The organism is Treponema denticola (assembly GCF_024181405.1).
GTDB classification, from domain to species: domain Bacteria; phylum Spirochaetota; class Spirochaetia; order Treponematales; family Treponemataceae; genus Treponema_B; species Treponema_B denticola_D.
The window spans coordinates 1639295-1660119 of sequence record NZ_CP051302.1; the positions used below are offsets into that span (position 1 = coordinate 1639295).

The window sequence follows — 20825 nt, forward strand, 5'->3', positions numbered from 1 at the left end:
TATAAGCCTATCTAATCTTAAATAGAATTCCTAAAATCACAATCGTAATTAAAATTTGGATAATCACAAATCGGATTAAAACCTGAGTCGGCGACCACTGCAAATTCTTTTTCATGTGGTCATGAAGAGGAAACCTGATGTTTTTAAAAATACGGATTTTAAAAAAGCGGAGCATAACCACTTTTAAAATACCCGTTCCTCCGTTTATGAGGATAACGCCGCTCGTCATCAAAAGGATAAAGGGGTTCCGTGAAATAATTACCAGAACACCGATAAAAAAGCCCAAGGCTCTGGAACCTGCATCTCCCATAAGTACCTTACTCGGATAGGCATTATGCCAAAGATAGCCGGTAAGAACTCCGCAGAGGGTAAAAATCATAACAGCCCATTTTGCACCAGTGCTGATATTCGGAACCAAAAGATAGGCCGCAACCTTGACATGTCCCAAAACAAAGTAAAAAACTATGCCGAGGGAAACAAGGGCTAACAGAATAAGGGTTCCCGAAAGGCCGTCAACTCCGTCAGTACAGTTTGTTGTATTAATCGAAATCCACAAAATAATTATGGAAACGGCAAAGAAAACAATAGGGTGCACTTCTACAAGGTTCGATGTAAAGGGAATCCAAAAGGAAACCCTTCCTTCAAAATAGATATAAAAAATAACAAGGGCTGTTACGGCCGATAAAATAAAATCCAAGCCGCCCTTTAAATATTCTCCCCATGACTTTTCGGACCTGTCATCTAAAAAGCCTGTCAGCATAACGGCAAAGGTTATAACCAAAACAAGGCTCTGCGTAATGGTAGGTGTAATCAATAAAAAAACGCAGAGCACGAAGATGGAAATAAACACCACGCCGGCTCCCGTAGGTTTTCCTACAGCAGCTTCAGGATTTACGGTAAATTCCCGCCCTCTGTCTTTCGGCAGTTTAGAATAAAATTTAGGCAAGAGTAAAACCGTTATTAAAAAGCCCAAAAACAAGCCTAAAGAAATTAAAACGGCATAGGATTGTAAAAGTCTCATCGGCCCGAAATAGGGACCAAGCAGTTCTGCAATATGGTATAACATTTTTATATTATACCAAATTTTTATAGATTGTGTCTATTGTATTGTTTATATTATAAAATTTATGTATACTAAAGCAATGTTAAATTATATAAAGAAGATAATCGCAGGTATTGCCGTAGGTATAGCAAATGTAATTCCCGGAGTTTCAGGCGGAACCATAGCCGTCGTTTTTGGAGCCTATTCCGACCTTATAGGGGCTGCAAGCCTTGACATCAAGATCATTAAAGCTAATTTTAAAATTTATCTTTGCCTTTTCGGAGGCATGGGCTTAGGAATTCTCCTCTTTGCACGCCTTTTCAAGCTTGTTTATGAAAAGTTTCCCGTGCAGACCAATTTCTTTTTTATAGGCCTCATAATAGGAAGTATCTTTATAATCTTTGACCTTGTACGAAAAAAAGAAAAAGAAAACTCTTTTACAAAGGTCTTTAAAATTCTTTGGTTCTTTATAGGTTTAAGCATAATGCTTGCCCTGTACTTTTTTAAGGGTGCGGCGGCCTCATCAACTGCGGCCGTAGAAACATTGAGCCTCGGAAGCTTTATCTTTTTATTTCTTGCAGGTTTTGTAGGGGCTGCAGCAATGGTAATTCCGGGCATCTCAGGCTCCTTCCTCCTTTTGATAATGGGAGCTTATTATACGGTAATCAAAGCCATTACAGAGCTTAACATTCCGGTACTGATTCCTGTAGGCTTAGGTATTCTAGCCGGCATTATTCTTTCTGCCCGTTTAATCGGTTTTTTAATGGAGAAATTTCCCAAGATAACCTACGCCTTTATTTTAGGGCTGGTTGCAGGTTCAATCCGTCACATGCTACCCGACGGCTGACTGCTGCCTTCAATGAGGCTGGCTGCAGTCCTCTGTATGCTTGCAGGCTGGGGCCTGATAACGCTGTTTGAAAAGATAAAAAAAGATTAAATTGAAGTAAGGAAATTAACATGTTACATAAAAGAATTTATCAAGTTGACGAAAAAGTTCCGGCGGGGCTTTTCTTGCCTTTAAGTATTCAACATACATTTGCAATGTTCGGTGCCTCGGTTTTGGTTCCGATTATATTCGGAATTGATGCAGGCATCGTTCTATTTATGAACGGTGTGGGAACCCTTTTATTTATAGCCATAACAAAGGGAAAAGCACCCGCCTACTTAGGTTCAAGCTTTGCCTTTTTAGGACCTGCCGGCCTGATTATTTCTTCCATGGGATTTCAGTATGCCCAAGGGGCCTTTATAGTAACAGGACTTTTAGGATGCCTCATAGCCTTTATAATTTATAAGTTCGGAACCTCATGGATCAATGTCATTCTTCCGCCTGCAGCCATGGGTGCCGTCGTTTCCCTGATCGGTTTTGAGCTTACGGGACTCACTGTTCGAGGCGGAACTATCGGGGCAAACATCATGACGGAATCGGCCTCACGGGGCGACATAATAGTTTTTTTTATTACGATAGGAGCGGCCGTTTTGGGTTCGGTTCTTTTTAAGGGCTTTTTATCTACCATTTCTATTTTAATTGCAAGCATTGCAGGCTACATAGCCGCAATCTTTTTCGGTATGGTAGATTTTTCGATAATAAGAGAAGCAGGACTTTTTACCCTTCCCCATTTTCAGCTTCCCAAATTCGACCTCATGGCAATTATCACAATGCTTCCCGTTCTTTTAGTTATTACAAGCGAACACATAAGCCATCAGGTAGTAACTTCCAACATCATCGGAAAAGACCTGTTAAAAAATCCCGGCCTTCACAGGAGTATCTTTGCCGATAATTTTTCGACAGCTCTTTCAGGCCTTGTCGGAGGAGTGCCCACTACAACCTACGGCGAAAACATAGGCGTTATGGCAGTTACCGGTATTTACAGCGTTTATGTAATTGCAGGAGCCGCAATCATTTCAATTTGTATGGCCTTTATAAGCCCCCTTGCAGCCCTAATCCGTACCGTGCCGGGTAACGTCATCGGCGGCATAACCTTTCTTCTCTATGGAATGATAGGAGCTTCGGGAATACGCCTTTTAGTAGATTCAAAGGTCGATTATTCAAAATCAAAAAACTTAATCCTAACCTCGATAGTATTTACCACAGGATTGAGCGGCCTCAGCATAAAATTCGGAGAAATCGAATTTAAGGGAATGGTTTTAGCCTCTCTCGTTGCCGTAGCTTTAAGCCTTATCTTTTTTATTTTTGAAAAACTTGGCATCCTGGAAGAATAGGGTGTTGACATATTGTATCTTATAAGATACAATATAATTATGATTGAGATCGAAAAAACAGATATCTATCAAAAGTGGCTTGAAAACTTAAGAGATAGAAAAGCCAAAATTATTATTACAGCCAGAATCAAAAGGCTTCAGATGGGTAATTTCGGCGATTGTAAGTTTATCAACAAAAAGATATATGAACTTCGAATCAATTATGCAAAAGGTTATAGGGTTTATTTTATTAATAAAAATAACAAAATTATTTTACTCCTTTTGGGTGGAGACAAATCTACACAAACCAAAGATATACAGAAAGCCATAGACATGGCTGAGGAGCTCGCATGAATATGAAAATATCAAAATGGGACGCAGCAGATTATCTTAAAACAAGAAAAGATATTGCAATATACTTAGATGAAATACTAAAAATTGCAAGAGAAGATAATATGCCGGAACTATTTATAGAAGCCCTTGGAGATGTAACCAGAGCTCAAGGAATGACGGATCTAGCAAAAACAATAGATGTCAGTAGAGAAAGTCTTTATAAATCGCTATCAAAAAAAGGGAATCCATCTTTTTCAACAATCTTTAAAGTTCTTGAATTTCTTAATTTAGAAATGAGCATCGCTGCCCCAAAAACTTTAAAACAAGCAAGCATGTAAAATTAACAGCATTCTCAAAAAAATATTGGATAAGTATTTGACAATGGAACTTTTGATGCGGATACAAAAAAGATTTTTGTTTTTCTTTTTAGCACTCATTCCGCTTGCCGTTTTAATCGCAAGTCTAGGCAGAGTTTTTCCGTCCGTCGGATTAAACACAAAAGAAAACCATAGGCAAAAAAATATCTTAGCCATGAGCGAAATTTATTACCGCCAAACTTTTAATAACTGTGCACCCTATTCTGCGATGGCTGCGATAAATATAATAACAAAAAAAGAAATAGATCCGGAACTTTTAGCAAAAGAAACAGGATGGCGGATAAAAAATAATTTAACCATGCCGCAAGGCCTTATCCAAGTATTGCATAAACACAAAATAAAAACAAAAGAAGCAGTTTTATCCTGCTGCTCCGATAACGAAAAAATTAATTGGATAAAAAATACGGTCGACGAAGGAAAGCCGATTATTCTTTTAATAAAAATAAAAAAAGTTTTGCATTATGTAACGGTAATAGGTTACGACGAAAATGGTTTTATTCTTTACGACTCTCTGCAAGAAAAGACAAAATCAAATCCGCGAAAAACAATAAAAGACAAACCTCAATATTACGGAAACCGTTATTACGAATATTCCGATCTTATAAAACTTTGGGATAAGGGCGGCTATAAAATATTTTTTAAAAATTGGGCATTGGTTTGCGGATAAAATTATTTAATTTGCAAATAAAAGATTCCGTACCTCAGACTAAAAACTTTTTTAGTTCTTTCTAAAAATATTTACTAAGTTGACGGTTATGGGAATCGTACAGATTAAACCTATACTTCCGGAGACGGCACGCAATATCTCGGCCGATAAAATTTCCAAATTTATGATTTCGGTAAACCCGTGCGAAAAAATGATAAAGAGTAAAAGTACGGGAATTGACGTACTCACATAGGCTAAAATAAGCGTATTGGACATTGAGCCTATAATATCCCGCCCTATATTCATCCCCGATTTTATAAGCTGTTTATTCGGTATCTTAGGGCTTACAGCTACAATCTCCCACATTGAAGAAGAAATAGACATAGCTACATCCATAACGGCACCGAGGGAGCCTATCATAATGCCGGCAAATAAGAGTCCCTGATAATCTATTTTACGGTACTGCGGAACAAAGGCTAACATTTGAGCATCTTCATTTCCCAAACCTGAAAGTCTTAGAATTTTTCCTGCAACAAAGGCAAAAAGGCCTGCTATAATAACCCCGCCTATAGTTCCCAAAATTGCCGTATAGGTTTTGTTATTCATTCCAGAAATAATAAAAAGAGTAATAACGGAGGCAAGACTGCAAATTATAATAGCCCAAAGAATAGGATTATGACCTTGAAGGATAAGGGGAAGAAAAATGCCGAATATCAGGCCTATGGTAAGCCCCAGGGAGATAAGAGCTTTTAGACCGTTTTTTTTGCCGACAAAAATTAAAACCGCTGCAAAAATAAAAATAAGAGCATAGACCTTATAGTCCCTCGCCCTCTCATAAATGCGCAAGTTGTTTATCTTCCCTGTTTCATCCTCATCCAGCTGTAAGATGAGCTTTTCGTTTACCTTAAAAATAAGCTTATAAGGAATGGCGAGCTCTATCGTATTCCGGATTGTATAAACCTCATCCCTATGCTTTCCGGTTAAAATTTTTATCTTTAAATGCTGATAACGGAAGTCCGACTCTATAGGAATATCGGGGCGGTTTTCCTTTGTATCGTCATAAACGATTTCGATAACCCTAGCCTTAACTACCTGACTTTCGGGAGCATTTATATAGGCATTATAATAACTGCTTAAACCATCATACTTCTTTTCCATATCTTGAGATAAATTTTCAGAGGAAATTTGCCCTGTGTCTTCTGCATATAAATTAAAAAATAAGAGGCTTACAATAAAAAGGAAAATACGCTTCATGTTTAATTCCGTTCATCTTTACTTAGAAGCCTCTAAAAACATCAGTTTTTAGAGGCTCCCTTTAATAAAAAGCGGCGAGAAAGTTTTCTACACCGCTTTTATAATCGAATCCTGTTATTTGCTTATATCTTTAATATAATCGACAGGTATGGGTTTAATCGTTTTAGCCTTTTTAATGGCATCAATGAGAGCATCTCTTATGGATACGCTTTCTGCAGAATTTGTAGCCTTGCTAAAATCGTAGGAATCTCCTCCCGTAAACATAAAGCTGTTTACCACAACCTTATATTTTTTATTCATATCAAGGGGTGTTCCGTCCATAAGAGTAATCTTTGTGATTCTGTTTTCAAAAGGCTTTCTGCCGTCATATTCTACCCTTAAACCTGCAAATTGACCGTCGGTAATATTAGGATTCATTATACCGTGATCAATTGCCTTTTTAATCTCAGAGCCGGGGAGATCGAAAACAACGAGGTAATTATCAAAGGGCATAATTTCATAAAGGTCGCCTACGGTGATATTGCCTGCTGCAAGGGTTCGGCGTAAGCCTCCTCCGTTTTGAATGGCTATATCGGCCTTTCCCAATTGGCGTTGAACTTCAGCTGCCCATGCACCCAAAAGGGTATTGCTTCCCTTTTCGCTTCTTTCATGGGTAAACTCACCCTCGGCAACACCGATTACTTCACCCTTAATAGGCTCCAGCTCTGTCTCATATTTTGTAAATACAGCCTTGCCTTTTTCATCCTCGATAAGAGAATCTTTGTGCTTGTAGATTTCATCGACTGCCGATTCAATCTTTGCAATCTTGTTTCCGCTTCCGAAGGTGATGCTGAGTTTACCTACAGCCCTGCCGTAACAATAGGCTTGAAGTATGGGAATGCCGTTTACATTTCCTGAAACTGTTCGATGACTGTGAGCCGAAAGAACAGCATCCAAGCCCTTAATTTCGGTAAGTTTAACTGCATTTCCGCTGATTTTTCCATCTTCTTGGAATGAATCGATGTGGGTTAAGGCGATAATTGCATCGGGCTTGCCTTCTTTAGCCTTTCCGGCTAATAGATAGTCTACCCATTCTTGGCCTGTTTTTACCGGATCGGTAAATTCCAAACCGCTTACATGTTCAGCGCTTGTCAATACGGCCGTATCGGGGTGAGCCAAACCGATAAAGGCAATCTTGTAGTTTCCTTTTTTGATGATTGAATAAGGCTTTGCCCAGGATACGGGCTTTCCCGTCTTCTTTTCGACAATGTTTGCAGCCAAGAAGGTAAAGTTTCCGTCCTTTTGCCACTTTGTCATGCGGTTTGAGCCCCAGTCAAATTCATGGTTACCTACGGCACAGACCTTTACATCCATAGCCCTCATCATAGCCGAAACGGGAGCTCCATAGGTAAGATTGGATATGGCTGTTCCCTGATAGTTATCGCCTCCTGCAACCACGATGGTGTTAGGATTTTCCATTCCGGCAGTGCGTACATAGCCTATCATCTTAGCCATACCGGCATTCTTTCCCTTTCCGGGACGGGTATCTTCTGCAACGTTTCCGTGAAAGTCGTTAAAAAGAAGAATATCGACCTGGTTTGCAGGGGCCTTTGCCTCAATTCCCGCATACTGACCGCTTACATCATGGGATTCGGTTTCACATCCTGTAAAGGCGGCACTCAGGATGAGAACGATTACAACAAAGCCGACGGCTTTAAAAAATTTGCTGTTCTTCATAAGCATACTCCTATAAAAACTTCTAATAATTTTATAATAAAATTATACACCAGTACAAGAAAAATTACAAGTTTTCTTTGCACCTTACCAAGAATTTTTCGGCTATGGGTTTATCGGTTTTGAGGATACAGGGATGACCGTGGCAGACCCAATCCATTTTTTCTTTTGTGTCGGGTTTAAGAAGGGTGTAATCCAAGTCCTCGATAGAACAAATATCGGGGCCTACATATTCGAGCGGAAGACCTGAATCTATCTTATTCATCGAAATAAATTCATATTCATTTTCCGAAAGCCTTTTACCGATTTTGCCTGCAAGCATGTAGGGAGACTTTGACTCGCCTGCGGTGGTCTTATTTGCTTCAGCACTCGAAAAATAAAAGCCCGTAGAAAACTCCCTGTGGGCCGTATTATACAATTCTTCTACAAAGGGAGCCGCTTCATCGGCGCTTATTTTTCCGTTTAAAAAATCTATTTTTTTGCGGTAAGCCCTTGCGGTTAAGGCCGTATAGTAAATGCTTTTCATGCGGCCTTCGATTTTTAAAGAATCAACCCCGGCTTCTTTCATCTTATCGAGGTAGTCTATCATACATAAATCTTTTGAAGAAAAAAGGGCCGTATAGTTTTCGCCCTCTTCTACGGGGAAAAGCTCGCCCTTCCGTTCGGATTCTTCTACAAAGAAGTGTCCGCCTTTTTCGGAATACATCTTATAATTCCAGCGGCAAGAATGGGTACAGGCGCCTGCGTTTGCGCTTCGGTCGGTAAGATAGGCACTTATAAGGCAGCGTCCCGAATAAGAAATACACATCGCCCCATGCACAAAACATTCAAGCTCTATTTCGGGAACCCTTTGTTTTATTTCACGCACATCCTCAAGGCTTGCTTCCCTTCCCAAAACCACGCGGGAAAAACCTAGGTCCTTGTACACTCTTACTGCCTCATAGTTTATGCAGTTTGCCTGCGTACTTAAATGAAGCGGAATATCGGGAAAGTTTTCTTTTAAAATTCTGGCAGCTCCCAAATCTTGAACTATAAAGGCATCGAAAGGATATTGCTTAAAATATTTTATCTCTTCTAAAAGGTTTTTTAAGTCCTCATTATGAAACGAAATATTTATTGCGCAATAAAGCTTTTTTGTTAAGCCGCGTTTTTTGTATTCTTCTTTTAAAAGGAAAATATTTTTATATTCTTCTCCCGAAAAATTATCGGCCTTGGCTCTAAGCGAAAAGTTTTTTAATCCTATATAGGCTGCATCGGCTCCGTACTCCCATGCATAATCCAATTTTTCAAAATTGCCCGCAGGCGAAAGAAGTTCCATTATTTTGTATCTCCGCTTAAAATAAACTCACTTATTTTTTTCCCGACAGCTTCAACCGCAATGTGAGCATTGGCAAAGTAATCGGGTAAGGCCTGAAACAAATGAGGCATGTTCTCCTTTTTATCGAGCACGGCCCTTCCTCCGGCCTTTTCTATTTTTCCGCAAAGCCTGATCGAATCATCCAAAAGAATCTCATTACTGCCGCATTGAATAAAAACAGGCGGAAAGTTTTCAAAGTTTCCAAAAATAGGGGAAACCAGTTCGTTGGTAAGATTTTTTTCTTCCGTGTATAAATGCGCAGCCCCAAATAAAGCAGCTTGCGAAAAAACAAAATCTTTCTTTCGGTTTACGCTTAAGCCCTCACTTGAGCAGCTTAAATCCGCCCAAGGCGAAAATAAAATCAGCAAGGCAGGGAGGGGAAGACGCTTATTTTTTAAATAATGAATAAGAGACAAAATCAAGCCTCCCCCTGCCCCGTCTCCTGCAAGAATCAAATTTGCAGGTTCAACCGTATGCGATTCTATAAGTTTTGCATAGACCTTGTAAACATCTTCAAGAGCGGCAGGAAAGGGATGTTCGGGAGCCGTCTTGTACTCGGGTAAGTAAAGATCGGCAGAAGCTTCATGAGCAAGCCCTGCACAAAAGGAGCGGTAAGCTTTTTTTGTGCCGCTTATAAACGAACCCCCGTGTATATATAAGATTACTCTTCCCGAAACAGCCATATCCGGTTTCAATATATCGGTTTTTATTCCCCGATAATCGGCTTCCGATAGGTCTACATTGTTAGGCACATGAGGAGAATATAAAATATCGTCATAAGCAATACGAAGTTCATCTATCGTATACCTTTGAGATAGAACGGCCTTTTTAAATTTCTTTTTTAATTCGCGTAAATCCTTCAATTCGTTTTGCACCTAAATGTCTCCCATTTAATTGGTTTTTGATTAATCGGCTTTGAGGCATCGATTAAAACTCATCAAGCTTGCGTAAATTTGCATAGATGCCGTTTAAACTTAAAAGCTCCTCGTGAGTGCCGCTTTCCATAATGCCCTCATCGGTAACCACCAAAATCCTATCGGCATTTCTTATTGTAGAAAGACGATGGGCTATAACTATTGTAGTCCTCTCCTCAGAAAGTTCCTCAATTGCCTTTTGAATTAAAATTTCGTTTTCTGTATCGAGGGCTGAAGTCGCTTCATCCAAAATCAAAATCGGAGGATTTTTTAAAAAGACTCTGGCAATGGAAATTCTTTGCTTTTGACCGCCTGAAAGCATAACGCCCCGCTCTCCCACATAGGAATCATAGCCTGCTTCCAAACTCATAATAAAATCATGAATGTGAGCATTTTTAGCGGCTTCAATAATTTCCTCATCGGAAGCCTCAGGCTTACCGTAGGCTATATTTTCTTTTATGGTTCCGCCGAAAAGATAAACATCCTGCTGTACAATTCCGATATTTTCCCTCAATGACTTTAATGTTAAGTCCCGAACATCCTTACCGTCTATGCTTATCTTTCCGTTTATTACATCATAAAAGCGGGGAAGAAGAGAACAAATAGTAGTCTTTCCGCCGCCTGAAGGGCCTACAAGAGCAAGGGTTTTTCCTGCAGGAATATCGATGGAAATATTTTTTAAGATTGTTGTAGTTTCATTGTAGCTGAAATCTACATTTTCGTATTTTATATTTCCTTTTACATCCTTTAGCTCGACGGCATCTTCTTTTTCGGTAATGTCCGGAGCCGTTTCGACAACCTGTAAAAAGCGCTTAAAACCGGCGGCTCCTTTTTGAAACATCTCGGTAAAATTAATAAGCACATTTATAGGAGCGATATAAATATTTATGTACAAAACATAGATGGTCAAATCGGGAATAGTCAATTCATTTCTTGCAACAAAAAAGCTTCCGGCTAAAACCGTTACGATAAAAAACAAGCCCTGTAAAAGACCGTTTACGCCGACAAACTGCCCCATCTGCCTGTAGTTTAAATATTTGGAATGAACAAAGGCCTCGTTTGCTATATCGAATTTTTTGCTTTCCAATTCTTCGTTTGCAAAGGACTGTACCACCCTTATTCCCGAAAGGGTATCCTGCACTTGGGAATTTATTCCGGCTATGGTTTTACGGTTGAGCATAAAGATTTTACGCATCTTTTTATTTTGAAAAAAAGTAAAGATGAACATAAGGGAGGTAACCGAAGCCAAAATAAGGGTAAGCCTTACATTGATAAAACAAAGGAGCGAAAAAGAACCTATTATTTTTAAAAAAGAAATAAAAAGGTTCTCGGGGCCGTGGTGTGCCAGCTCCGATATATCGAAAAGGTCTGAAACAATCCGCGAAATCATGTCTCCCGTTTTGTTTTTATCGTAATATGAAAAGGAAAGACGCTGCATGTGGTTAAAAAGGTCATTCCTCATATCCCTTTCCATGCGGGCACCCATTATATGGCCCCATGAGGTTATAAAATATTGGGTAAAGTATCTTATTATATAAAGCACCAAAAGAATCGCCGCAATTATAAGTCCAAGGTAGATAATCGCCGAGGCTTGCACATCAAAGCCGAAAATAGTCTTATCCGAAAAGGGCAAAAGCCCGCCGCTTCTTATTTTTGGAATTACCCTTGTTAAGTATCTTATCACTTGGGGAAAAACCAAGTCCACCGCAGACACCAAAAGGGCACAAAAAAGATCAAAGAAGAATAAGAATTTATAAGGCTTGTAATAGGCCGCAAATTTTAAGAAGGTGCTTTTTTTATGCATGTTTTCGATAATATATGATAATCAAAAAAAAGTAAATAGGCATTTTAAAAGGCCGTGTTTAATTTAACCGCAATGGGCGCAAAGGGCGCGAAGATTTTTTTTAATTTACAATATGAAACCTCTAAAAACTTTAATTTTTTAGAGGTTTCATTTGATTTTAATTTGAGATGCATTCTCTTAAATCTTAAACTTTTTAACCTCATTTGCCAGGTTTTCAATGCTTATCTTATTTTTTTGAGTAATTTCGTTTACTTCCTGTACAGCATTGTTTATCTCGATAACGCCGGCAGCCATTTCGTTCATTCCGTCGGTAATAACCCGTGTAAGACCGTCCAGCTTTTGCATTTCTTCGGCAGTTTGCTCGCCGCCCCTTAACATTTCGGCGGAACCTTCTTTTACTTCTACCGTTACGGCATTGATGTCGCGGATAGCGGCAAGCACTTCTTTACTGCCGTTTTCCTGTTCTCTCATCGCTTCGGTTAAAGTATTACTCATCGTTTTTACTTCTTCGGAAAGCGAGAAGATGGTATTAAACTTTTCTTCAACGGTTTTGGAAGAAGACGACAAGATTTCAATTTCGTTGCTTAAGGTTTTTAATACGGCGGTAATGGTCTTACCTTGAGCAGCGGAATCCTCAGCAAGTTTTCTTATTTCATCGGCGACTACAGCAAAACCTTTTCCGGCTTCGCCTGCGTGGGCGGCCTCAATTGCGGCATTCATCGCAAGGAGGTTTGTCTGGCTTGCAATGTGCTGAATAACACTTGAAGCTTCCAAAAGGCTGCCCGATTCTTCGGCTATTTTTTGCGTAATCGTATTCGAGTTTAAAACGGTATCTTTTCCGTCGGCTGTTGCCGTTGCAAGATTTTTAATGGCATCGTCGCTTTTTTCAAGGGTTTGAGTAATTGAGCCGATGTTTGCAACCATCTCTTCCACCGAAGCAGAAGAACGGGCAACGCTGGATGCCTGAAGTTCTATTCTCTCATCAAGTTTTTTTATCGTATTGATAATTTCTTCTACGGTTGCCGATGTCTGGCTGACACTTGCCGCCTGCGTAATAGCTTGCTGCTTAATACCTTCAACGTTTGCACTTATTTGGTTTACTGCGCTTGCAGTCTCCGTCATGTTGCCTGCAAGCTCGTCACCAATATTCTGCATTGTTCCGGCATTTAAATCAACAGATTTAATGGAAAGACGTATTTTTTCGATTGTTTCGTTAAAATATTCCGACAGCTGAGTAACCTCATCGTTTCCGATAAGAGGAAGCTGAACGGTTAGGTCGCCTTCGCCTTGGGCAATATCCCTAAGAACATTTACGGCAGTCTTAACGGGACCTACCATTTTTGTAGAAATAATAAATGAAATAATTATTGTTACAAGCAATATTATAATAACTGAAATTATGATTGCGCGGGTCAGCGTGTTAAGCGAAATTAAGAATTCGTTTACAGGAGCCCGTATAACGATAGTCCATCCGTTCCTTTCCATTTTTGCATAAGCGCCGATATTTTTTTCTCCGTCAAGCGTATAATAACCTACTCCGGGATCTTCGTCCCGCAAGGCTTTTTTCTGAAATTCCGCTACCGATTTCAATTCGGCATCTTTTTCAGCAAGTTTTTGATAATTGACAAAACCGGAAACAAGCTTATTGTCTCTATGTGCAATAATGGTACCGTCTTTACCCATCATGTAGCAGTAACCTGTTTTACCTATAACAAGATCTTTAATATCTTCCGACAAAATCAGCCCTTGAAGCCCTGCACATATAACTCCCGAAATTTCACCGTCTTTGTTGTAAATAGGCAAAGAAAAAACGACGTGAATCTTACCTGTGTCCGGAGAAAGATAGGGCTCCGAAATAAAATATTTTCCTTCAAGAGCCGTCTTATACCAATGTCTGTCTGCAACCGAAACTACTCTTCCGTCCATATAATAAGTATTGCCGTTTAAGTCGCATATATTTAAAAAAGCACCGCCATTGTCTGAGGAGAGCTCCTGCTGCAGCCGTGCGGATTTTTGAGGATACGACAAACTATCGTCATTTAAATCGGGAATACGGGCAACGCCTCTTAAATACTCAAAATCGACATCTATTATGCTTTCCACAAGGATAGCAATATCGGCAGCCTTATCCGTTAAGCGTTCTTCGACATCTTTAATCATTGTCTTTCTAAAGGTATACCATGATACGGAGCCCTGTATAACTCCGCCCAATATAATCAATAATCCGAAAACAATCAATAATTTTTTTCGTAGTGAGAAATGCTTTTTATTTTTCATATGACCTCTATATCTCATTCAATTTTTTAATGATTTAAATATATACAAAAATATAAAATGTATCAATATATCCAATATCCCTTTATTAAAAAAATAGCAGTTAAGAACCCTCTATAAATCTTGAAATTGAAAAAAGAGCCCTGCCCCTATGCGAAATGGAATTTTTTTGTTCAGAAGTAAGTTCGGCAAAGGTTTTGCCGAACTTTTCTACAAAGAATATGGGATCGTAGCCGAAGCCGCCCGAACCCGAAGGAGCTTCGATTATATGACCTTCACATGTTTCCTGCACCGAATAAAAACGGTTTTCGTCCAAAAGAAAAACCATGCAGCAAGCAAAACGGGCACTTCGGTCTTTTACGCCTTTTAATTCTGAAAGGACCTTGTTAATACCTGCTTCAGCCGAAACATGCTCTCCTTCAATAGAACCGTATCGTGCGGAATGAATACCGGGAGCTCCGTTTAAAAAGTCGACACAAAGACCGGAATCATCTGCAAGAACAGGAGCTTTTACAATATCGTAAAGAGCCTTTGCCTTTATCATAGCATTTTCAAAAAAAGTACTTCCCGTTTCTTCAGGATCAAATTCTATGCCCTCGTCTTTAGGCAAAACGATCGTATGAGACGGAAGAAGCTCCTGCACTTCCCTTTTTTTGTTTACATTTCCCGATGCCAGATATATTTTCATGCTGTTGAGTATACCAAATTTTTAAACTCTTTGCAATATTTTTGTCGATTGTACCCTTATATACATTTATATACTTTCCTATATCGGTACTGCTTGGAGCCTTTATCTGCCTTCGATTTATTTTTTTTGTTTTATCCCATAAATGACGGTTATGTTTTAGTGAAAAACAAATCTTTTTAAGCTGACTTCTTGTATTATAAGTATTAAGTAAAAGGTATTTAAAAAGCTGAGCCTTTATGTAATACCTGTTTCTATTACCGACACAATAGCTTATTTTTTCGTAACGGTTAAAACAGGCAGCCTTTAAATCATGAAGAATCGAACATAAAAACCATGAATCCATTTTAATTTCGGCAGCTATTTTATCGATCAAATCATCATCAAGAAAAAAACAAGCCTTGCACGCAAGCAAGAAAATTCGTCTATGGTTACAAGGCATACTAAAATAAAGCTCTCTCATATGTATCGATTCTTTTGAGAAATTTTTGTCATCCTTCAAACTCAAATGCCCTGTTTTTACATTGCAGTATTCAGGTTCAGACTCGGCCACATAAAAATTAAAATTTTCCTCTAAATCATACTCTCCCATAAGATACTCCCATCTTGCTCCTTCTTGATCGGCAAGAACGGTATCATTTATCTCGTGCCTTACGGTTTTGCATTTAAACGTTAAATAATAAAAACGAATATGATTTGTTAAATAAGTATAAAAACTTGACAGTGAAGAATTATAATTTTCCAAAATTCTAGGAAGCTTATAATAAAATTTGAGTAAAAAATCACTGCGTAAATCTTCGTCCGCAAAATACACACCGAAACTTTCCAAATTGACATAAATCATCTCAAAGATAGACATTAAAACTTTTTGTCGTCTTGAAGGATTTGTCTTATCGGTATTGTAGGCCTTGACAAATTCCTCTCCTTTTTCTAAACTGAAATTCACTTTTATCTCCTTTAACATTATATGTTTTATGGAAGCAAAAAGAGTGCAAAACAGCAGCTTGAAAAAAGCTTATTAGTTTGGATATTTTTTAGTTTTTATAATCTTGAAAAATGAGTTTTTCAATTTTTTTATAAGAGCTTAAAAAATTATCAATAAAAAAATGAGATTTTCCATAAAAAGACTGAGCTTATCGGTCTTCAAAACACAAAAAATGCCGATAATCAAAAGCGGAGAAGAAAATTATGATAAGAAAACAAGCAGAAAAGGAATCCCGTACAGGAAGTATAACTTTTTACTCAAAGGAACAAGTACAGTGCCCCGTGTGCAGTACAAAATTTAAAAGAGAAGAACTGCACTCAGGCGGAGGACGCTTAATCGCCGGAGACCTTACCGATGAATTACGCAGACTTTATGAACCTTCGGCAAAATACGGAGAAATATTTCCTACAGTGTACAATTTAACGGTCTGTCACAAATGTCTTTATACAGCCTTTCCGCAAGATTTTGCCATTCCTTCACGTCCGGTCATCGAAAAACTTTTTGAAAATACCGAAGCAAGGTATGAGGCGATAAAAGGTCTTTTCCATAATGTTGATTTTACAAAATCCCGTGGTTTAAATGAAGGAGCAGCCTCATATTACCTTGCCATTTTATGTTACGAGCTTTTTGAAGAAAAATTTTCGCCCACGATAAAACAGGCTATCTGTGCCATAAGAGCGGCATGGCTCTTTGACGAACTTGGGAAAAAATACCCTGAAGAAAATTATAAATATGTTTCAGACCTTTTTTATCGAAAGGCAACCTTTCTTTACCGCCGTGCTCTTGAATTGGAATCGACAGGAACGGAAATAATTGCAGGCTTAAAATCTTTCGGCCCTGATGTAGATAAAAACTACGGTTATGACGGTATAATCTATCTTTCAGCCCTCCTTGAATATAAATACGGCCAAAAGATCGACATGGACATGCGCCTAAAACGCTTGGATTATCACAAATTTGCCCTTGCAAAAATGTTCGGTCTAGGAAAATCAAGTAAAAATAAGCCGGGGCCGATTTTGGAAGCGGCAAGAAGCCTTTACGATACTCTCAAGGTAGAGCTAAAGGATGTAGAAGATTAATGGAAATCTCGCAAAATCAAAAAAATATCCTCCTTACCCTATCCTATGACGGTACGAATTTTTGCGGATGGCAAAAACAAACCAAGGAAGGAGCCGAAACCTTCCGGACGGTTCAAGGAGAATTGGAAAAAGCCTTAACCAAAATTCATAAACATCCTATAGAAACAAACGGCTCAGGACGCACGGATTCAGGTGTACACGCAGCCCGCCAAGCCGTAAACTTTTTTTGCGATATAAAAAGCATGAGGGCCTCAAATTTTTTACCGGCACTTAACTCAATCCTGCCTAAGGATATAAGGGTGATGGATGCAGCTGAAGTGTCCCCCCTCTTGCATGCACGCTTTAATGCTCTTTCAAGAACCTATCGCTATAAGATCAAATGCAGTAAAACAATCTTTGCCCACGAGCAGCCCTATACTTGGCACATAAGAAGATACCCCGACATAGCCGCCTTAAACGAAATGGCCTCCTGCCTTTCAGGAGAATTGGATTGTACCGCTTTTTCTGCAGCCGGAGATCAAAGTATAAGTAAATCCCGCTATATCAAAAAGGCGGTCTTTTTTATCGAAAACGATTATCTTATTTTTGAAATTTGTGCAAATGCCTTTTTATGGAAGATGGTACGCTCAATAGTAGGAACTCTTTTGCATTTAGACGAAATCGGAGCTTCCAAAAAAGATTTTAAAGATATCTTAGAATCAAAGATGAGGGAAAAGGCAGGCCCCACAGCACCGCCCCAAGGCCTTTTTTTATGGTCGATAGAATATCCTGAAGACCTGCTTAAAGCACCTCCGGAAACCTTTTAATGGACAGTAAACTTAATTACTCTTAAAGCGGTCATATCTGCTTACCGCATTAGAAATAACAAAAAACACAATAACTATTCCGAAGATTACAAAATAAGAGCCTATGGAAAAAAACATATTATATAGGCCGTGTATACCCCAAGTAAAAAGAAAAGGCTTTATAATATTCCTCGTCTTTTGCACCATGCTTATTTCAAGATAGTATACACCCAAACACGCATGTAAGATATTTGAAGTAAAAGATCTAAGCCAGATTGCTTCCGGATAACGTATTGCATAAGCAAGATTCTCAAAGGAGGCAAAAATTAAGCCGTAAAACACCGATAAAAGCATTAGGATTCTTATGTTCGCCCTCGTTTGAGCCGGAGTAATCTCATCCATATTTTTCATCTTATCCGACCAAAGCAATTTTACAAAAATAGAAAAAAGAAGTGCCTTAACGGTTTCTTCCGGCAGAGAAGAATGAATAAAACAGTCAAAAAGAATGCCGTGAGCATATCCCGTAGTTTTTACAAAATCCTGAGACAAAAAGTATACGATAGTCTGCATTAAAATCGAAATAAGGACTGCAAAAAATGAAAACAAAAAAATATATAATAATGGTTTAACCGATAAATTTTCTTTTCTTATAATAATAAAAGCCCAAATAATTGAAAGTGCAAAAGAAAGAAACATGAGTGCTGCAATCTGCATATTTGTAAGCATACATTGAAAAAGAATTAAATTCAAGAGGTTTAACGACAAGGTCTTTATTTTGAAAGAAAAATGCCTTATAATATTTACATGGGGTTAAGACTATGGATAAAGAAAAAAACGATTATGACAAACTTTTTTCGGAAATTACAAAAGCAAGGCACCTCGTAGCCTTCACGGGAGCCGGAATAAGCACCCTTGCAGGAATCAAGGACTTTAGGGGAAAAGACGGCCTTTATAAACAACCGAACACGGAGAAAATGTTCGATATAGATGTCTTTTATCGGGATCCTTCGGTTTATTACGGGATGGCCAAGGAATTTATATACGGATTGGAAGAAAAGCAGCCTGCAATCGTGCATACCGTCCTTGCCGACCTTGAAAAAAGGGGCATCCTAAAAGCCGTAATAACCCAAAACATTGATTTACTCCATCAAAAGGCGGGAAGCAAAAATGTAATTGAGGTACACGGCTCTCCATCGGTTCACTATTGCACAAGCTGCTCCTACACCGAAACCTTTGAGGAAACCGCAAAGACAGCTAAAACGGGAGAAGTACCAAGGTGCCCTAAGTGCGGAAGCCCTATAAAACCGGCAATAACTTTTTTTGGAGAAGCCCTTCCCCAAAAAGCCCTGATGAAGGCAGAAACGGAAGCTTCCAAGTCGGATTTTATGCTGGTTTTAGGTACAAGTCTTTTGGTTTATCCTGTAGCAGCTCTTCCGGCTTATACTTTAAGAAACGGAGGTAAGATAGCGATAGTAAACAATCAGCCTACCCAATTTGACTCCTATACGGACCTTTTATTTGAAGATTTGGAAGAAACTTTCGAAGAAATAGACAAAAGATTAAAGAAAATTTAATTTTTTATTCAAATTCACTTGACAAAAAAGTAAGAATATGGTAACTTACATTCAGGCACAGATTGCGGGTAATTATCCTAAATTACCTGCGTAAAGCGTTCATAAAAGTATTTATATGTGAATGGTTTATACTCTATTTTAATCGCTCCGGTCCGCATACTCCCGGGGCGATTTTTTTATATTATAGTGCAAAACAAGCATTCAAGATTTAAGGCTTTAATGCCGATAACTAAACTGAAAAAGATTTACAGTAAATTACTAAAAAGGTATTTATTTTTTTTTATTTATGTGTTAGGATGTGTCTCATGGAAAAAGATAAAAGAATAATCGTTGATTCAGAAAAAATTGAAACAGTCATACGTTTGGGTGTCCCTATCGCTATAACTTCATATACTTTGCCTAAAGAAACAGAAGTTTATATCACGGATGTTATATCGGAATTTTTAAGGCAGCTGCATTGCACCGATATTACAGATTATATCGTATATTACACAAATGAGCTCACAACAAACGCAAAAAAAGCCAATACAAAAAGAGTATATTTTAAAGAAAGAGGCTTAAATATTTCCGATGCCGAAGACTATGAACTGGGAATGAAGGATTTTAAAGAAGATACAATCTCAAACATGGATCATTATCTGGAACTTCAAAAAAAGGCAGGTCTTTATATCAAGCTATCCCTTCAACTTAAAAATGACAATATAGTCCTTGAAGTAAGCAATAACTCGGCCCTAACCCGCCAAGAATTTAAGAGAATTTTTGACAAAATAGTCAGAGCAAGACAATTTTCATCATTGGATGAGGCCTTTACTCAAGTTTTAGACAATACCGAAGGAGCCGGTTTAGGCCTTGTAATAATGGTTCTAATGCTCAAAAAAATGGGACTGGATGAAAAGGCCTATACAATTGATGTTGTAGACGGAGTAACGGTAAACCGTGTTATTATTCCCCTAAGATTGGAGCTGAAAAAAGAGGCTGTACCTCTTACAAAGGCTATTGTAGAATATATCAACGAAATACCGCAATTCCCCGAAAATATTATGCAGATACAGAGGGCTATTAACGATCCCGAATCGAAGATGCAAAAAATTGCCCAGCTTATAAGCAGCGATATAGGATTGGCAACAGACCTTCTAAAACATGTAAACTCCGTAGCTTTCGGTCTTTCAAAACCCTGTATGAACATTGTCGAAGCCGTCAAGTTCGTAGGCTTGAGAGGTATACAAAACCTGCTTTACTCTATGGGAACAATCAAAATATTGGAAACAACGGAAAAAGAGCAAAAGCAAATTTGGGAAAATGCTTACAGACTGGCTTTTTTCTCCCTAAATGTTGCAAAACTTACGGGAAAACGGACTGTAGTTGACGATGCCTATATTTGCGGTCTTCTCCATGACCTTGGAAAGATTATCCTTGGTTCAATGTACCCCGAATTGGTCGTAAAGCTTGCAGAAATTCAAGCTGAAAGGAACATACCGCCTCAGGTTATGGACATGATTATGAGCGGAATGGCCCAAGCAGAAATAGGAGCGACCCTTGCAGAAAAGTGGAACTTCCCAGAACCCATAGTAGTAACGATAAGATATCAGGATAATTTTGAAAATGCACCCGAAGAACATCGAGAATTGGTTGAAAGCGTTTGCTTTGCAGACTTTATGCTTAATTTTTCACAAGGAAAAATAGATTACTATCAGATCCCTGAAGCCTTGCTAAAAAGATTCAAAATAAAGTCGGAAGAACAACTTAAAAAACTCTGTGAACGCTTTGAATTTGCTTTTTCAAAGTAAGAATTGCAAGAATCCCG

The 20825-nt window shown here is 38.6% G+C and carries 19 protein-coding genes; 9 read left to right on the top strand and 10 right to left on the bottom strand.

From position 1 onward, the window contains the following. Positions 1-7: 7 nt before the first annotated feature. Positions 8-1066, bottom strand: coding sequence for a phospho-N-acetylmuramoyl-pentapeptide-transferase (locus HGJ18_RS07755; RefSeq protein ID WP_253695470.1), 1059 nt, complete (start codon positions 1064-1066; stop codon positions 8-10). 61 nt (positions 1067-1127) lie between these two features. On the opposite strand from HGJ18_RS07755, the gene HGJ18_RS07760 reads away from it, so the two are divergent. From HGJ18_RS07760 to HGJ18_RS07780, 5 genes are all read left to right on the top strand, one after another. After that, on the top strand, positions 1128-1889 hold the full coding sequence (locus tag HGJ18_RS07760; RefSeq protein ID WP_253695472.1) for a DUF368 domain-containing protein: 762 nt from the start codon (positions 1128-1130) through the stop codon (positions 1887-1889). Positions 1890-1999: 110 nt separating this feature from the next. Then, a complete protein-coding gene (gene uraA / locus HGJ18_RS07765) occupies positions 2000-3262 on the top strand; it encodes a uracil permease (protein ID WP_253695474.1) in 1263 nt (420 codons plus the stop codon). A 39-nt stretch (positions 3263-3301) separates the two neighbouring features. Beyond that, entirely contained in the window at positions 3302-3595 is a 294-nt protein-coding gene (locus HGJ18_RS07770; RefSeq protein ID WP_253695476.1) for a type II toxin-antitoxin system RelE/ParE family toxin, read from the top strand. Between the two features lie 2 nt (positions 3596-3597). Continuing rightward, positions 3598-3912: an addiction module antidote protein gene (locus HGJ18_RS07775; RefSeq protein WP_253695478.1), complete on the top strand. Its 315-nt coding sequence runs from the start codon at positions 3598-3600 to the stop codon at positions 3910-3912. Positions 3913-3955: 43 nt separating this feature from the next. Beyond that, a complete protein-coding gene (locus HGJ18_RS07780) occupies positions 3956-4618 on the top strand; it encodes a C39 family peptidase (RefSeq protein ID WP_253695480.1) in 663 nt (220 codons plus the stop codon). 51 nt (positions 4619-4669) lie between these two features. Here the strand turns inward: HGJ18_RS07780 and HGJ18_RS07785 are convergent, their stop codons facing one another. From HGJ18_RS07785 to HGJ18_RS07820, 8 genes are all read right to left on the bottom strand, one after another. Further along, on the bottom strand, positions 4670-5851 hold the full coding sequence (locus HGJ18_RS07785; RefSeq protein ID WP_253695481.1) for a YibE/F family protein: 1182 nt from the start codon (positions 5849-5851) through the stop codon (positions 4670-4672). Positions 5852-5965: 114 nt separating this feature from the next. Next, on the bottom strand, positions 5966-7567 hold the full coding sequence (locus HGJ18_RS07790; RefSeq protein ID WP_253695483.1) for a 5'-nucleotidase C-terminal domain-containing protein: 1602 nt from the start codon (positions 7565-7567) through the stop codon (positions 5966-5968). Between the two features lie 64 nt (positions 7568-7631). Further along, on the bottom strand, positions 7632-8882 hold the full coding sequence (locus HGJ18_RS07795; RefSeq protein ID WP_253695484.1) for a peptidase U32 family protein: 1251 nt from the start codon (positions 8880-8882) through the stop codon (positions 7632-7634). Next, positions 8882-9796 carry an alpha/beta hydrolase fold domain-containing protein gene (locus HGJ18_RS07800; RefSeq protein ID WP_253695486.1) on the bottom strand — a complete coding sequence of 305 codons (915 nt, stop codon included), beginning with the start codon at positions 9794-9796 and terminating at the stop codon, positions 8882-8884. Before HGJ18_RS07800 ends, HGJ18_RS07795 begins: the two co-directional genes overlap by 1 nt. Positions 9797-9848: 52 nt before the next feature. Next, positions 9849-11639 carry an ABC transporter ATP-binding protein gene (locus HGJ18_RS07805; RefSeq protein ID WP_301338922.1) on the bottom strand — a complete coding sequence of 597 codons (1791 nt, stop codon included), beginning with the start codon at positions 11637-11639 and terminating at the stop codon, positions 9849-9851. Between the two features lie 177 nt (positions 11640-11816). After that, entirely contained in the window at positions 11817-13916 is a 2100-nt protein-coding gene (locus HGJ18_RS07810) for a methyl-accepting chemotaxis protein (protein WP_253695490.1), read from the bottom strand. A 100-nt stretch (positions 13917-14016) separates the two neighbouring features. Further along, positions 14017-14601, bottom strand: a complete 585-nt coding sequence (gene rdgB / locus HGJ18_RS07815; RefSeq protein ID WP_253695491.1) for an RdgB/HAM1 family non-canonical purine NTP pyrophosphatase — start codon at positions 14599-14601, stop codon at positions 14017-14019. Further along, a complete protein-coding gene (locus tag HGJ18_RS07820) occupies positions 14516-15544 on the bottom strand; it encodes a nucleoside-triphosphatase (RefSeq protein WP_253695493.1) in 1029 nt (342 codons plus the stop codon). The genes rdgB and HGJ18_RS07820 overlap by 86 nt, the downstream gene beginning before the upstream one ends. 242 nt (positions 15545-15786) lie before the next feature. On the opposite strand from HGJ18_RS07820, the gene HGJ18_RS07825 reads away from it, so the two are divergent. Beyond that, entirely contained in the window at positions 15787-16662 is an 876-nt protein-coding gene (locus HGJ18_RS07825) for a DUF2225 domain-containing protein (protein ID WP_253695495.1), read from the top strand. After that, positions 16662-17468, top strand: coding sequence for a tRNA pseudouridine(38-40) synthase TruA (gene truA, locus HGJ18_RS07830; RefSeq protein ID WP_253695497.1), 807 nt, complete (start codon positions 16662-16664; stop codon positions 17466-17468). The genes HGJ18_RS07825 and truA overlap by 1 nt, the downstream gene beginning before the upstream one ends. Positions 17469-17480: 12 nt before the next feature. On the opposite strand, the gene HGJ18_RS07835 is transcribed toward truA, so the two are convergent. Beyond that, on the bottom strand, positions 17481-18173 hold the full coding sequence (locus tag HGJ18_RS07835) for a PrsW family intramembrane metalloprotease (protein WP_366793599.1): 693 nt from the start codon (positions 18171-18173) through the stop codon (positions 17481-17483). A 92-nt stretch (positions 18174-18265) separates the two neighbouring features. Here HGJ18_RS07835 and HGJ18_RS07840 point away from each other — a divergent pair, with 92 nt between their 5' ends. Next, entirely contained in the window at positions 18266-19021 is a 756-nt protein-coding gene (locus tag HGJ18_RS07840) for an SIR2 family NAD-dependent protein deacylase (protein ID WP_253695501.1), read from the top strand. 305 nt (positions 19022-19326) lie between these two features. Further along, positions 19327-20808 carry an ATP-binding protein gene (locus HGJ18_RS07845; protein ID WP_253695503.1) on the top strand — a complete coding sequence of 494 codons (1482 nt, stop codon included), beginning with the start codon at positions 19327-19329 and terminating at the stop codon, positions 20806-20808. Positions 20809-20825 lie beyond the last annotated feature (17 nt).

Excerpts from the sequence above, each read along its gene's own strand:
- HGJ18_RS07795 (WP_253695484.1), bottom strand. The coding sequence starts at position 8,882 with ATGGAACTTCTTTCGCCTGCGGGCAATTTTGAAAAATTGGATTATGCA.
- HGJ18_RS07760 (WP_253695472.1), top strand. The coding sequence starts at position 1,128 with ATGTATACTAAAGCAATGTTAAATTATATAAAGAAGATAATCGCAGGT.
- HGJ18_RS07805 (WP_301338922.1), bottom strand. The coding sequence starts at position 11,639 with ATGCATAAAAAAAGCACCTTCTTAAAATTTGCGGCCTATTACAAGCCT.
- HGJ18_RS07775 (WP_253695478.1), top strand. The coding sequence starts at position 3,598 with ATGAAAATATCAAAATGGGACGCAGCAGATTATCTTAAAACAAGAAAA.
- uraA (WP_253695474.1), top strand. The coding sequence starts at position 2,000 with ATGTTACATAAAAGAATTTATCAAGTTGACGAAAAAGTTCCGGCGGGG.
- HGJ18_RS07825 (WP_253695495.1), top strand. The coding sequence starts at position 15,787 with ATGATAAGAAAACAAGCAGAAAAGGAATCCCGTACAGGAAGTATAACT.
- rdgB (WP_253695491.1), bottom strand. The coding sequence starts at position 14,601 with ATGAAAATATATCTGGCATCGGGAAATGTAAACAAAAAAAGGGAAGTG.
- HGJ18_RS07755 (WP_253695470.1), bottom strand. The coding sequence starts at position 1,066 with ATGTTATACCATATTGCAGAACTGCTTGGTCCCTATTTCGGGCCGATG.
- HGJ18_RS07835 (WP_366793599.1), bottom strand. The coding sequence starts at position 18,173 with ATGCTTACAAATATGCAGATTGCAGCACTCATGTTTCTTTCTTTTGCA.
- HGJ18_RS07770 (WP_253695476.1), top strand. The coding sequence starts at position 3,302 with ATGATTGAGATCGAAAAAACAGATATCTATCAAAAGTGGCTTGAAAAC.
- HGJ18_RS07840 (WP_253695501.1), top strand. The coding sequence starts at position 18,266 with ATGGATAAAGAAAAAAACGATTATGACAAACTTTTTTCGGAAATTACA.
- HGJ18_RS07790 (WP_253695483.1), bottom strand. The coding sequence starts at position 7,567 with ATGAAGAACAGCAAATTTTTTAAAGCCGTCGGCTTTGTTGTAATCGTT.
- HGJ18_RS07845 (WP_253695503.1), top strand. The coding sequence starts at position 19,327 with ATGGAAAAAGATAAAAGAATAATCGTTGATTCAGAAAAAATTGAAACA.
- truA (WP_253695497.1), top strand. The coding sequence starts at position 16,662 with ATGGAAATCTCGCAAAATCAAAAAAATATCCTCCTTACCCTATCCTAT.
- HGJ18_RS07785 (WP_253695481.1), bottom strand. The coding sequence starts at position 5,851 with ATGAAGCGTATTTTCCTTTTTATTGTAAGCCTCTTATTTTTTAATTTA.
- HGJ18_RS07780 (WP_253695480.1), top strand. The coding sequence starts at position 3,956 with ATGGAACTTTTGATGCGGATACAAAAAAGATTTTTGTTTTTCTTTTTA.
- HGJ18_RS07810 (WP_253695490.1), bottom strand. The coding sequence starts at position 13,916 with ATGAAAAATAAAAAGCATTTCTCACTACGAAAAAAATTATTGATTGTT.